Source organism: Acetobacteraceae bacterium (assembly GCA_004843345.1).
Lineage (GTDB): Bacteria > Pseudomonadota > Alphaproteobacteria > Acetobacterales > Acetobacteraceae.
On record CP039460.1, the window covers coordinates 298776 to 312216 of the forward strand.

Consider the following 13441-nt stretch of genomic DNA (forward strand, 5'->3'; position numbering starts at 1 on the left):
TGCTTTTCATGTCAAAACCCATGACACAAAAAAAAATTGCTCTAAAATCAGACAAAACTACAAAAAATACCGTTGTGCCCGCAATGTCTCCAGAAGAAATTGAGAACTTTCTTTTAGGACTAGAAAAGCACTTTCCCAATGCCGAAAGTGAACTTCATTACACGAACCATTACGAATTGCTTGTTAGCGTTGTCCTTTCCGCTCAAAGCACAGACAAATCTGTCAATCTTGTAACGCCTGCCCTTTTTAAGGCAGCCCCCAATGCAAAAGCACTCTCCGAACTTGGAGAGGCAAAAATTGGAAATCTCATCAAAACACTTGGGCTCTGGCGGAATAAAGCTAAAAATTTAGCCGCTCTTGGGCATAATCTCTCTGAAAAACATCAAGGTATTGTCCCTGATAACAGAAAAGACCTCGAAGCCTTACCAGGTGTTGGCCGCAAAACGGCCAATGTCGTTTTAAACGTAGCTTTTGGACAGGATACGATGGCGGTTGATACCCATATTTTCCGCCTTGGCAACAGAACAGGATTGGCTGAAGGTAATAATGTCAGAGAGGTAGAAAACGCTCTTCTCAAAAGAATTCCAAAGAATCTTCTACGCCCTTCACATCATTGGCTTATCCTTTTAGGACGCTATATTTGCAAAGCTCGAAAACCCGAGTGCCCTCAATGCCCTGTTAGCAAATTTTGCCACTATCCTGAGAAAACAACGCTCTAAAATTAAGGAATATGAATATACTCTACTCACTTCCTGCAAGAGGAATATTCGGAAATCCTTAGGAGGCTGGTTCATAAACCCATGGACGTTTTCCTCGATTGTCCCGATCGGAATAAAGAGAGAAACGTCCCTTCGGCGAATGATAAACCAAAATGCCTCCTTCATTCCAAGAAAGCAAAGGGCTAATGACGAAAGTTTTGGGACATTTTCGAAGCGCATATCCAAAAGAAATCCAAATATCCGCTTGAGAACACAGCGCCTCCACCTCTTTTTTTTCCCTGGAGAGATACGCTTTGGCCGCGATCCAACCAATCTGCTGGCCTGAAAATTCCCGAATACAAACTGGATTTTCCGAATCACATAAGAATTTTTCTGAACTCCCCGCTGTTAGCCCCAAACTTTTTTCCCAAGCCTCCTCTAAAAAACGATTTCTGTTTTTTGTTTGATCTTTTTCTAACGTGTAAAATTCCAAATGGCCTTTTTGAAAAACAGCACCATCGCGCCCCAAAGCCGAAAAAAGTAAAAATGGTTTTGGCTGCAATAAAATCAAAGACATTCCCAAGGGAAATAATAAAATCCCTGCATATTTTTGCTTTCCAACGGCTAAACAAAGTAACGAAAGTCCATAAATAGAAAGCGCCAAAACCCACCCTACCATAACAGGCATTCTGATACTGGCTGCTGGCAAGTGTGCGCTAAAGTCCGCGCAGGCAATAATGAGCGCCACCCCTTTTCCCATGAGCCACAAAAAGGGCGCATCACAGCCAAACAACATACTCACAAAACTGCAAACAGCCATTGGCATCACAAAAAGTCCCATTAAAAGAACAGCGATAAGATTTGCCAAAATAAACCAAGGTTGAACAACACCAAAACGTGCCAGCACAGGAGGCATCACAGAAAGCCCTGCAATCAAAGACGTCATAAAAAGCGTAAAAAGAGGCAGCAGAAAATACGATCCTATTTTGCCCCGCTTGCGAATCCAAGAAGTTATAGGCGCCAAAGCTCTATAGCCAGCACCCAAAGCCATAATGGCACAAAACGACATTTGAAAACCTGCTTGCAGAACAATCGCAGGCGACAAGCATTCAAAGCCTAACGCCACCAATGCCAAAGATCGCAACGAAAACGGTGTTCGTCTAAACTGCCAAGCAATTAACGCTAAAAAAGCGACACCCAGCGCTCTTACACCTGGAATATGTGCGCCTGTAAAAAAAATATAAGCAGCACCTGCTAAAAGCCCTATAAGAGCAGCCAGTCTTTTAACGGAAACCCTTAATAAAAACCATTCTATCCGACTAAAAATTAAATAAGCGATAAAACCAACAAACCTACTCACCATTCCAAGATGCAATCCTGCGACCGCCAAAATATGCGCAAGCCCCGATGCCGAGAAATTATCCCGAAGCGATTGCGGAAGATCCCCTTCTTTTCCACAAATTAAAATTTCCACAACAGAGGCGACATCTGGATCTTTAATCTTTTTCTTTATTTCCAATCCTGTCTTTGTGCGCCAATTCTCCCACTGATAAGAAAAAGCCTTTAACACCCCTTCTTTTGGAGATTGCAAAATAATAGGTGTATCTAAGGCCCTGCCTCGCGCGCCAATGCCTGAAAAATAAGCATATCTTTGCGAATCATAGCCGCCTGGGAAAACAGGCGGAGACGGCAAATGCAACAAAGCTCTTACCTTTATTTGACTGCCAATTTCAGGTGGCGACTCATTGCTTTTCCACGAAAGATCTATCGTACGCCTCAAGGGCTTCATCCCCTGATCCAAATCTCTTTCAAAAAGAGCATGCCCAATTTTTAAATGCCATAAAGGAAGGGAATCTTCTCCTGTAAAACGGGCTTCTGCAGAAACCAATTCTCCTGAAACAAAAACAGCATTGCTCGGAACATTGGGAAATGGCGCTTGCAAATGGGTTTGTATGGCCGCACCGATAAAGCCAACCAAGAAAAAAAGAGCAATCTTTATATAAAAGAAACATTCCTCTTTCACTTTTTCTAAAAAAGGCGAAAGTAAAAAAAATAAGATTGAAGCAGAAAAATTCCAGCAAGCAGAAGAGCTGATAGGAGAACTAAACTCCCTATTTGGAAAAAAGTTGGTTCTGTTTTAAGAAAAAAATAAAAAGCACTTCCAAAGCCGAAAAAAAGCGCTCCCCAACAGATAAAAAGTTGCGATTTTAAGTCTTTGAATTCTTTTTTCTGCTTTCTCCTCTTTACATTAGAGTCAGCATTTATATTTTCTAAAAGCAGAAGAGAGGCTCCTTAATAAAATTAATTTATGCTGCTTTGTTTCCTTATTGTGATTAGGCTTCATTTATCTTTATATCGCCAAGGTTTCTTTCTGCCATACTCATTTCACTCTAAGCCAGTGGTAAGCTCGTAAAATATGACTATTCGCACCCGTTTCGCCCCTTCTCCAACAGGATTGCTTCATATTGGCAACGCCAGAGCAGCCCTCTTTAACTATCTTTTTTCACGCCATCATGGTGGAGAATTTTTTCTCCGTATCGAAGATACCGACAAAGAAAGATCGACGCAGGAAGCCGTTGATGTCATCTTTCGTGGCTTAAAATGGATGGGACTTGATTACGACAATAAAGGCGAAGTCCGCTTTCAGGCGAGCTATCAGCCTCGCCATGCAGAAATTGCAAAACAACTTTTAGCAGAAGGAAAAGCTTACCGTTGCTACGCCACGCAAGAAGAGCTTGAACAAATGCGTGAGGAAGCAAGAGCTGCTGGAAAACCGCCACGTTATAATGGACTCTGGCGGGATCGTAATCCTTCAGAAGCTCCTGAGGGACAGCCTTTTACCGTTCGCCTCAAAGCGCCAAAAGAAGGAAAACAGGTACTGAATGACCTTATCCAAGGAACGGTCGAAGTCGCCAATGCGGAAATGGATGATTTAATTCTTTTAAGATCTGATGGCACGCCAACCTATCTCCTTGCCGTTGTTGTCGATGACCATGATATGGAAATCACCCATGTGATGCGTGGAGATGACCACCTCACAAACACATTCCGTCAGATGCTAATCTATCAAGCCATGGGATGGGACTGCCCAAAATTTGCGCATCTTCCCCTCATTCATGGCCCTGATGGCGGAAAACTATCTAAACGCCATGGCGCACAATCTGTCATTGAATTCCGTGAACAAGGTATCCTGCCAGAAGCGCTTTGCAACTACCTGCTCCGTCTCGGCTGGGGGCATGGCGACGAAGAAATTCTCACACGCCAAGAGCAAATCAAACTTTTTGATTTAGATGGCGTTGGAAAATCCCCTTCCCGAATGGATTATGCAAAACTCAATCATTTAAATGGCGTTTGGCTTAGAAAAGCGACCGATGAGCGCCTCATTAAAGAGATCCTTTCAAGATTAAAAGATGAAATTTCAGAGGAAGCGCTTCCTGTCTTTCAAAAACGGCTTGAAATTTTAATGCCATCCTTGAAAGAGCGTGCTGCGAATCTTGTTGAGCTTGCGGACAATGCACGTTTTGCGCTTCCAGGGCCAATCCCTGCCTTCAATGATAAAGCGCTAAAAATCCTCTCTAATGAAGGAATTGCTGTTGCGCAAAAAACAGCCAATATGCTCGAAAAATTAGAAGATTTTTCAGCAGAGCCTATTCACACAGCCCTTAAAGAATTTGCAGAGACAGAGAATCTTAAACTTGGAAAAGTGGCCCAGCCTCTCCGTGCTTCTGTTACAGGAACAACAGCATCCCCTGGCATTGATGTCACTTTAGCAGCGCTTGGAAAAGAAGAAGTTATTCGCCGCATTCGGGCAACTAAAAATCTTATAAAGTCAGAAGGAGCAGCCTAAATGAATACGGCAGCCTCTTTCCCTCATCATCTAACGCAAATCAAAGGTCTTTCTGCGCAAGAAATCGAAACACTCTTAAACCGTGCTGATTTTTTTGCAGAATGTGCCAAGAATAAAAAAGCGTTTCCTCAGTCTCTCGAACAAGAAACTTTAGCGACGCTTTTCTTTGAGAACAGCACCAGAACACGTGCCAGCTTTGAACTCGCGGCCAAGCGCCTCGGCGCAACGGTTCTCAATCTGGATATTTCCACCAGTTCGACGAGCAAAGGTGAAACACTGCTCGATACCCTCCAAACACTTGAGGCGATGGATGTTTCCCTTTTTGTTGTCCGCCACAAAGAATCTGGCACGGCGAATTTCTTAGCTGAAAATGCCCATTCTGGTATTATCAATGCGGGAGATGGCAACCACGCACATCCAACGCAAGCTTTACTAGATGCCTTGACGCTCCGCCGTCATTTTGGGGATTTAAAGGGACGTATTGTTACAATTTGCGGCGACATTTCGCATAGCCGTGTTGCCAGCTCTGATATTGAAATCTTTACGCTTTTAGGAATGAAAATTCGTCTCGCTGGCCCAAAAGCACTCGTGCCTCAAACCTTTGCGGAGGCTGACAATATTAAAATTTTTGAAAATATGGATGAGGCGCTAAAAAGTACAGACGCTGTTATCTGCCTGCGTGTCCAACGGGAACGTATGCAAGCCGGACTTGTCGCAGATGGCGAAGAATATGCCGAGCTTTGGGGGCTAAATGAAGAACGTTTAAAATTGCTCCCTGCGCATGCCGTTGTGATGCATCCTGGCCCCGCCAATAGAGGTGTTGAAATTACGTCTGCCGTTGCAGATGGCAACCGGAGTCTTATTCGTGAACAAGTTCGCCTAGGTGTTGCCGCACGCATGGCCGTTCTTGAGCATATCGCCACTGCACGTCGCCCTCATTAAGAAAGCGATTTCATGTTTTATTCCCTTGGGCTTCTTTCACTTGTCATTATTTCAAGTTACCTGTGCGGCTCTATCCCATTTGGCCTTTTACTGACAAAATTTTCAGGATCTGGCGATATTCGGAAAGTTGGCTCTGGCAATATCGGCGCAACAAATGTTTTGCGCACGGGTAATAAGAAACTAGCAGCAGCGACTTTCTTCTGTGATGCGCTCAAAGGAGCGCTTCCTGCGCTTTGTATTTATTTTTTTGCGCCACCGGCTGAAATGCCTCTTTTAAGTGCTGTTGCTTGTTTTACCGCTGTTTTGGGCCATTGCTATCCTATCTGGCTCGGCTTTAAGGGTGGAAAGGGAATTGCGACGGGGGTTGGCGCCATGTTGGCGCTCTCATGGCCTGCTGCCTTAACAGGCTTTTCGCTCTGGCTCATCATTGTTCTACTTACACGCTATTCCTCCTTAGGCGGATTGCTTGCTTGTATTGCCATGATCTTTCTCGTCCCCTTGTTAGGGCACTACCCTTTTCTTTCCCCGGCACCACTTGCAACAGATGCGATTTCACTTTTGATTTTCTGGCGTCATAGAGGAAATCTTTCTCGCCTTTGGTCTGGAACAGAAAGTAAAGTCTCCATGAATCAAGAGAAGCCTGCAAAAAAATGAGTACCCCATGGACAACGGAAAGGAAAAGCCGTTTCCAGCTTGCAAGAACAGCTGGGATAGGACCTCTTCGCTTTTCACAAGCGCTTGAGCGTTTCCAAACAGCGGAAAAAGCGCTGCGCATTTTAACAGATGCAGGAAAAATTTCTCCCCCTTCCATTTCTCAAATAGAAGACGAAATTGCCAGAACTGAAAAGCTGGGGGCGCAAACACTTCTTTATGGAGATGCAAATTATCCAGCCTCTCTTGCAGCGATTCCTGATTTTCCGCCTATTTTGCATGTTAAAGGGAAGCTCTCTCTCCTGCATCAAAAAAGTATCGCCATTGTCGGTGCTCGCAATGCCTCGAGCGCAGGGCTCGCGATTGCAAGTCAGCTGGCAAAAAAATTAGCAGAAAAAAAGATTACCATCGTTTCCGGGCTTGCCTCTGGCATTGACGGCCAAGCGCATCGAAGCGCTCTCACAGAAACAGGCAGCACCGTTGCGGCCTTGCCGGGGGGACTCGATATTATCTATCCCCGAGAACACCTGTCTTTATATGAAGAAATTGCAGAATCGGGCTGTGTCATTACAGAAGCTCCTCCGGGGGCAAGTATCCTCGCCCGGCATTTTCCAAAAAGAAATCGCTTTATCGCTGGGCTTTCTCTTGGTACTGTGATTATCGAGGCGGCCCGAAAATCAGGCACATTGATTACAGCAAATTTTTCCCTTGATTACGATCGCCTCGTTTTTGCTGTGCCCGGCTCTCCTCTTGACCCTCGTTCTGCTGGTGGCAATCATCTCATTAAAGAAGGCGCTATTTTAGTCGAAAACGCAGAAGATATTCTGATCCATCTGCCACAAGAAGCGGAGCCTTCTTTTTCTAAAAACGCACCGAAATCACAAAAGCTGCCCCCAAAAGAAGAAACCACACCTTCTCTTTTTACAAAAAACGACTTACAAAGCCCCGATATAGAGAGTGAAAAAGAGGATCTTCCGCCACATGCACAAAAAATTCTTTGCCTTCTTTCCCCTGTCCCCATAACAATTGAAGCGCTCATTCTTCAATCAAAGCTTTCAGCTCAAGAAGTTCTGACCACAATTAGCCTTTTAAATCTGCTGGAACGCGTCTCCCTTCACCCAAGTGATACTATTTCTCTTGCGCCTCAAAAATAGAACTATTGGTAAAAAATTATGGTAAAATTAGTCGTCGTAGAAAGTCCTGCAAAAGCAAAAACCATCAATCGTTACCTTGGTTCTGATTATAAGGTGATTGCCTCTTTTGGGCATGTCCGTGACCTCCCTTCTAAAGATGGAAGTGTCTTGCCTGATAAAAATTTCGCCATGAAATGGGAAATTGACAAACGTGGCGCTCGTCAAATGGGAGATATTGAAAAAGCTCTCAAAGGCGCTTCCAGACTCATTCTCGCAACTGACCCTGATAGAGAAGGAGAAGCTATTTCTTGGCATATCAAAGAAATTCTCCAAGAAAAGAAAAAAATTAAAGATATCCCTGTCGAGCGTGTCACCTTTAATGAAATTACTAAAAATGCCATCAAAACAGCGATGGAATCTCCCAGAGGCCTTGATCAGCCTTTAATTGACGCTTATTTGGCCCGGCGTGCGCTTGATTACCTTGTCGGCTTTAACCTTTCCCCTGTTCTTTGGCGAAAACTCCCCGGTAGTCGCAGTGCTGGACGGGTGCAATCGGTTGCACTGCGCCTCATTTGTGAACGTGAATCTGAAATTGAAGTTTTCAACCCACGGGAATATTGGAGTGTTATCAGTCTCTGCCAAACTGAAGCTTCTAAAAATTTTGAAGCACGCCTAACGCATTTTGAAGGTAAAAAACTAGATGTTTATGACATCGAAAATGAAACGCAGGCTTTAAAAGCCGTCGAAGCCATTAAGGCCACCAGCCTTTCGGTTGCATCTGTTGAAAAAAAACGCATCAAACGCAACCCACCACCTCCCTTCACAACCTCAACGATGCAGCAGGATGCCTCCAGAAAACTTGGAATGGCACCACAGCATGCGATGAGAATTGCACAGCAACTTTATGAGGGAATCACCTATAAGGGCGAACAAACAGGGCTCATTACCTATATGAGAACAGACGGCGTTACGATGTCCAAAGAGGCTGTTTTTGCAATCAGAGATCATATCAAAAGCGATCTTGGAGAAAAATATCTCCCCAATTCTCCCCGTATGTACAAGACAAAAACCAAAAATGCCCAAGAAGCGCATGAAGCGATCCGCCCAACAGACATCACCCATACGCCTCAAGAGGTCGCCCCCTATTTAGATCATGATCAGGCCAGACTTTACGAACTTATTTGGAAAAGAGCGACAGCCTCTCAAATGGCTTCGGCTGAAATTGATCAAACAACCGCCACGATACAAAATCGACAAAAAGACCTTGAAATTCGGGCAACTGGCTCGGTCATCGCCTTTGACGGTTTTATGAAAATCACAGGCGTTCCAAACGCCAAAAAAGAAGAAAATAGCGAAGATACGATTTTACCAGAAATGAAGGAAGGCGAAACCATCCAAGCACTGGAGGTTACCCCCAACCAACATTTCACACAGCCTCCTCCACGCTATTCCGAAGCGTCACTTGTCAAAAAAATGGAAGAAATTGGCATTGGACGCCCTTCCACTTACGCTTCTATTTTGGCCGTCTTAAAAGACCGCGAATATGTCCGTTTAGAATCACGCCGTTTTTTCCCAGAAGATCGAGGACGTCTGGTAACGGCCTTTTTAGTGTCTTTCTTTAATCAATATGTTGAAACGGATTTCACAGCGAATCTTGAGGAAGAGCTTGATAATATTTCAGATGGCCGCTTAGAATGGCACAAAGTGATGGAAAATTTCTGGACTGGTTTTTCAGATGCGGTCGGAAAAACAGAAAATCTTAAAATTTCAGACGTCATTGATGCACTTGATGAAGATTTAGGCCCTCACTTTTTTCCACAAGATGAAAATCATCCAGAGCCTCGTAAGTGCCCTATTTGTGAAAAAGAAAAGCGTGAGGAAGGCCGTCTTGGTTTACGGCTTGGCAGGCATGGCGCATTTATTGGCTGTTCAAACTATCCTGAATGCGCTTACACACGCCCCCTTATTTCGGGAGAAGATATTCCTGCAGATATGGCAGGCAATGGACGCATTCTAGGCAAAAATCCAGAAACGAAGGCTGAAATCACTCTTAAAAAAGGACCTTATGGATTTTACGTTCAAGAGGGCGAAGTCGATGAAACTGACAAAAAGAAAAAACCTAAGCGCTCCTCTCTTCCCAAAGCAATGGATCCAGAAACATTAACACTTGAAACGGCCTTAGATCTTTTAGCCTTGCCACGCTTCCTCGGAAATCATCCGGATACGGGTGAAAAAATCGAGGTTAATCTCGGACGTTTTGGACCTTATGTTAAAATGGGATCTATCTTTGGAACACTTACAAAAGAAGATGATCTCCTTTCTATTCAACTTCCACGGGCGCTAGAAATTTTAGCCGCTAAGCTGGCCTCAATCCGAAATTTAGGCCCGCATCCCAAAGATGGTGAAGCCGTTCTTGCCAAAAAAGGACGTTTTGGCCCTTATGCGCAACATGCAAAAATGATGGCGCCTCTTCCAAAAGGAACAGAACTTGACGATGTCACATTAGACATGGCTTTAGAGGCGCTAGCCGAAAAAGGGAAACCTGTGCGAGGGACCAAAAAAGCCACGGCCAAGAAAGCGTCTGCAAAAAAATCGACGACCGATAAATCAGCGACAAAGGCGACGAAAAAAATACCTGCAAAAAAAGCTTCCGTCAAAAAAACGACAGCAAAGAAAACCACGGTAAAAAAAGCATCTACAACGAAAAAGAAAACACCGAAAAAAGAAGAATAACCGCAAAGGGATAATTTCCCTTTGCACTTCTATTTGCCTTTCAATGTTATTTAGGCGAAAAGAAGAATAATGTATAAAAGTTCGAACCTTTTTCAATGACCTCTATTTTCCTAGAAAAATATTTTTTCTATCAACGTCAATGGGTTCTCCTAGCGCTATTTGTGACTGGGATGTTTTTGCTTACCTCCATTTCCAGCCTCCAAGCACAGCCCGTGCGCGGCGTTTATGTTGCTGGCGGTGGCGGTGTTTCATTCAACCAAGGCCAGCAAATCAATCCTAAAGTTCGGCTAGATTTTCCAGGAAAATATGGGCCGCCCGGAAGTCCAACAAACGATCAAGTTATTTCCGGCGGAAAGCTTCTCTATAATCCGGGATATGACGTCCAAGCCTCTGTGGGGTACGGATTAGGTAATGGTTTTCGTGTCGAAATTGAAGGTATGATGGCCAAAAATGAATTTAACGGCCTTAAAAACGGTGCTTTTCCGAATGATGGCAGTGGACATCAGATGGTTTACGGAGGGTTTGCAAATGCCTTTTTCGATATGGATATCGGCCTCAGCTGGATTTATCCTTATATCGGTTTTGGCGTTGGGTATGAGTGGCAAAACGATAATATGACACTGATTAACACGGCGCAGTCCTCAAATCCTTATACCGAGCATATCGGTGGCACAACAGGCGCTTTCGCCTATCAAGCGATGGGAGGGGCATCCTTTCCAATTCCTTGGATGCTAGGACTGTCAGGAACGCTCGAATACCGTTTCAATACGATGATTGGCGGACATGGGCACTCTGCCTCTGTGACTGGGACACCTGTAACAGATCAAACAAACGGTGCAAAATTAGGACCGACAAACTCCACTTTTGGCACGAAAACCTATTTTAATGATTCCATTCTTTTAGGTTTGCGTTACGAGTTTAATCCCATACCGCCAAATGTCATTGAACGCCCTGTCATCATGCCTCCTGCGCCGCCGCCGGCAGCACAGCGCACCTATATGGTCTTTTTCGACTGGAATTCCACAGCGCTTACGCCAAGAGCCCGTGAAATTATTGGTTTAGCCGCACGCAACTCAACAAATGTCCAATATACAAAGATCCTCGTCAAAGGTTATTCGGATACCTCTGGCGAAACGATTAAAGGCGGCCCCGCCTATAACGATAACCTCTCTTATAAGAGAGCCGATAACGTCAAAGCCGAACTTGTGCATGATGGTGTTGCCGCAGGCTTAGTGTCGGTGAAGGGGTTGGGCGCAACCAATCTCTTAATGCCAACAGGTCCGGGCGTTCGGGATTCTCAAAACAGACGTGTGGAAATTAACTTTAATTAAGCTCATCTTTTTCAGGCTGTATCTTTTCTAAGGTCGGTTTAACCTTTTTCTGATAAGGCGCACTGACATCCACCCTCACCTCAATATTTCGGCGCGGCCTATCCAGTCCTTGTATAAAGAAAACCCGAAAATGATCTTCTCCCTCAAAGCCTTTTTCAGCCTGATAAGCAACATAAGTCACGCCATCTTCGCCATCATAAATATAGGCTTTTCCATGTTCAGGCGAAACAGGCACGCCAAATGTTTTATACTCTCCTGCATCATCACGCCCCATTTCTAAAGCGCACCATTTTCCGTCTGAAACCATCCGCATCCCAATAGAAAGCACACTATTCTCGACCACAGAAATATCTCCAGGCTTACATGAAGCGGAAAATTCTCCGGGTGCAAACTGATCTGAAGGGGGAGCTGTTTCTTTATTTTCACTCTGTTTTTTTAAAAAAGGCAGATGAATTGTATTGCAAGCCCCTAAAATAAAACAAGAAAGTAAAAAAAGACTTCCCCTCTTCCCATTCTTCATAAATTGCGGAATTTCTGGCATAATCTTTTCTCATTCGGAACGTGCTAAAACAAAATCACTTTAGCGCATTCTCTCCTTGCTTTTCGATGCTAAAAAATATCATTATCCTAGAATGATGCTGATCAGAACTGGAAAAAAATGAATCTCCCTAAAAATAAGCTGATTTTTCTTCATTATCTTTTCTTAGGGACAGCTCTTTCCTTCCTTCCAGCTGCGGGTCCTTCCACAAATAATTTACCCTTTCAAAAAATCCCCTCTGAGCCGAACATCTCTGCTGAAAATTTAAACTCTGCGCAAAAGCAAGAAACGGCCTCCGATCCCATAAAGAACAATAGCCAGCCAGTCTCCGCCGATATTGATGAGATCCCTGAGGAAAATTCTCAACAAAAAATGCCGAAAAACTTTGGAAAACAATTTCCAAATTTGCCTCTGCCAGATAGCCAGCAGCAAGCCTCAGACGATTTCACACCTGCCCCCACAGAACAATCAGCTGAAAAGCCAAAAGAACCCATTGTTGGGCCAACCATGTCGCCTGAACTTCGGCGAATGCTAAATATTTCAGCACTTAAATCAGAGCTTATGCTGATTGCCCTTACTTGTAATCAACATAAAGAATATAACTCTTTCGTCACAAAGTTTCAGAATATCCTTCAAGAGAACTATCAATCTCTCAAAAATTCTTTTACGAAGCTCTATGCCGCTAGAGGAGAGATGCGTTTAGATCAATATATGACAGACTTGGCGGACGCAGCTTCCTTGAAAGCCGCCCGTGAAGGAGGAAATTTCTGCAAAACCCATAATAATATGTTTCATGAAGCCGAATATTTTCAATCTGCCGAGGATCTTTCTGCCTATGCCGAGGGCAAAAATTTAGCTGTTCCCCTTCCAAAATCCCCAACAGGAAAACGGGATACAAGCCCTGTTACCGCTGGTGAAACAGCTCCTTTTGTCAGTTTTGCGCAGCCAAACCCAAGCACAGGAACAACAAAAGCCCAATTCCATCAACAGGAAAAAACGAATAAATTCGTCCCTATTAAGAAAAAACCTATTCGCCCGCCTCTCGATGAACCTAAAGAAAAACCTAAAACAACACCTACCCCAGAACCAGAGACACAGGAAAATCCTGCGGATATTACCTTTCCTGCATCCCCCGCTTCCAAAAAAATGGAAGCACCGCAAGAACCTGTTCTTCCACCACAGCCCTATCCAGACGTTTCACAAAACCATTAATTATCAGAATTGTTAGCCGGAGCTTCCATTGAATAAAGATTTAAAAGACAGCCTCTTTAATGTGCCTTTAGATGCGAATGCGGACACGCCACGCAAAAGAGGAAAAAGTGCAAAAAAGAAAGAATATGATGCTTCTGCTATTCAAGTTCTTGAAGGGCTTGAGGCCGTCAGAAAACGGCCTGGCATGTATATCGGGGGAACGGATCAGCAAGCCTTTCATCATTTAGCAACCGAAATTCTTGATAATGCCATGGATGAAGCGCTGGCCGGTCATGCCAACCGCATTAAATTTTTCTTAAAATCCGCACATGAAATTTCAATTTCTGACAATGGACGTGGCATTCCTGTTGACCCCC

At 44.1% G+C, this 13441-nt stretch carries 10 protein-coding genes; 8 read left to right on the top strand and 2 right to left on the bottom strand.

The window, feature by feature from the left end:
• The first annotated feature begins 83 nt into the window (after nt 1–83).
• Nucleotides 84–719, top strand: a complete 636-nt coding sequence (gene nth, locus FAI40_01455; GenBank protein QCE35714.1) for an endonuclease III — start codon at nt 84–86, stop codon at nt 717–719.
• A 58-nt stretch (nt 720–777) separates the two neighbouring features.
• Here the strand turns inward: nth and FAI40_01460 are convergent, their stop codons facing one another.
• Nucleotides 778–2676, bottom strand: coding sequence for a ComEC family competence protein (locus FAI40_01460; protein QCE34107.1), 1899 nt, complete (start codon nt 2674–2676; stop codon nt 778–780).
• A 438-nt stretch (nt 2677–3114) separates the two neighbouring features.
• Between FAI40_01460 and FAI40_01465 the strand changes: the two genes are divergently transcribed.
• The 6 genes from FAI40_01465 (at nt 3115) to FAI40_01490 (ending at nt 11335) form a co-directional block, all read left to right on the top strand.
• Nucleotides 3115–4545, top strand: a complete 1431-nt coding sequence (locus tag FAI40_01465) for a glutamate--tRNA ligase (GenBank protein ID QCE34108.1) — start codon at nt 3115–3117, stop codon at nt 4543–4545.
• A complete protein-coding gene (locus tag FAI40_01470; protein QCE34109.1) occupies nt 4546–5487 on the top strand; it encodes an aspartate carbamoyltransferase catalytic subunit in 942 nt (313 codons plus the stop codon).
• A gap of 12 nt (nt 5488–5499) precedes the next feature.
• A complete protein-coding gene (gene plsY, locus FAI40_01475) occupies nt 5500–6141 on the top strand; it encodes a glycerol-3-phosphate 1-O-acyltransferase PlsY (GenBank protein ID QCE34110.1) in 642 nt (213 codons plus the stop codon).
• Nucleotides 6138–7292, top strand: coding sequence for a DNA-protecting protein DprA (dprA, locus tag FAI40_01480; GenBank protein QCE34111.1), 1155 nt, complete (start codon nt 6138–6140; stop codon nt 7290–7292). Before plsY ends, dprA begins: the two co-directional genes overlap by 4 nt.
• 18 nt (nt 7293–7310) lie before the next feature.
• The gene (gene topA, locus FAI40_01485; GenBank protein ID QCE34112.1) at nt 7311–10004 is read left to right on the top strand and encodes a type I DNA topoisomerase; all 2694 of its coding nucleotides are present in this window, start codon (nt 7311–7313) and stop codon (nt 10002–10004) included.
• A 95-nt stretch (nt 10005–10099) separates the two neighbouring features.
• Nucleotides 10100–11335, top strand: coding sequence for an OmpA family protein (locus tag FAI40_01490; protein QCE34113.1), 1236 nt, complete (start codon nt 10100–10102; stop codon nt 11333–11335).
• Here FAI40_01490 and FAI40_01495 read toward each other — a convergent pair.
• Nucleotides 11328–11876 carry a hypothetical protein gene (locus FAI40_01495; GenBank protein ID QCE34114.1) on the bottom strand — a complete coding sequence of 183 codons (549 nt, stop codon included), beginning with the start codon at nt 11874–11876 and terminating at the stop codon, nt 11328–11330. The genes FAI40_01490 and FAI40_01495 overlap by 8 nt on opposite strands.
• A 117-nt stretch (nt 11877–11993) precedes the next feature.
• Here FAI40_01495 and FAI40_01500 point away from each other — a divergent pair, with 117 nt between their 5' ends.
• Entirely contained in the window at nt 11994–13085 is a 1092-nt protein-coding gene (locus FAI40_01500; GenBank protein QCE34115.1) for a hypothetical protein, read from the top strand.
• The last annotated feature ends 356 nt before the right edge of the window (nt 13086–13441 follow it).

What these genes read in the sequence shown, in the direction of transcription:
- nth (QCE35714.1), top strand. Translation starts at nt 84, where the DNA reads ATGTCTCCAGAAGAAATTGAGAACTTTCTTTTAGGACTAGAAAAGCAC.
- FAI40_01465 (QCE34108.1), top strand. Translation starts at nt 3,115, where the DNA reads ATGACTATTCGCACCCGTTTCGCCCCTTCTCCAACAGGATTGCTTCAT.
- FAI40_01470 (QCE34109.1), top strand. Translation starts at nt 4,546, where the DNA reads ATGAATACGGCAGCCTCTTTCCCTCATCATCTAACGCAAATCAAAGGT.
- plsY (QCE34110.1), top strand. Translation starts at nt 5,500, where the DNA reads ATGTTTTATTCCCTTGGGCTTCTTTCACTTGTCATTATTTCAAGTTAC.
- dprA (QCE34111.1), top strand. Translation starts at nt 6,138, where the DNA reads ATGAGTACCCCATGGACAACGGAAAGGAAAAGCCGTTTCCAGCTTGCA.
- topA (QCE34112.1), top strand. Translation starts at nt 7,311, where the DNA reads ATGGTAAAATTAGTCGTCGTAGAAAGTCCTGCAAAAGCAAAAACCATC.
- FAI40_01490 (QCE34113.1), top strand. Translation starts at nt 10,100, where the DNA reads ATGACCTCTATTTTCCTAGAAAAATATTTTTTCTATCAACGTCAATGG.
- FAI40_01495 (QCE34114.1), bottom strand. Translation starts at nt 11,876, where the DNA reads ATGCCAGAAATTCCGCAATTTATGAAGAATGGGAAGAGGGGAAGTCTT.
- FAI40_01500 (QCE34115.1), top strand. Translation starts at nt 11,994, where the DNA reads ATGAATCTCCCTAAAAATAAGCTGATTTTTCTTCATTATCTTTTCTTA.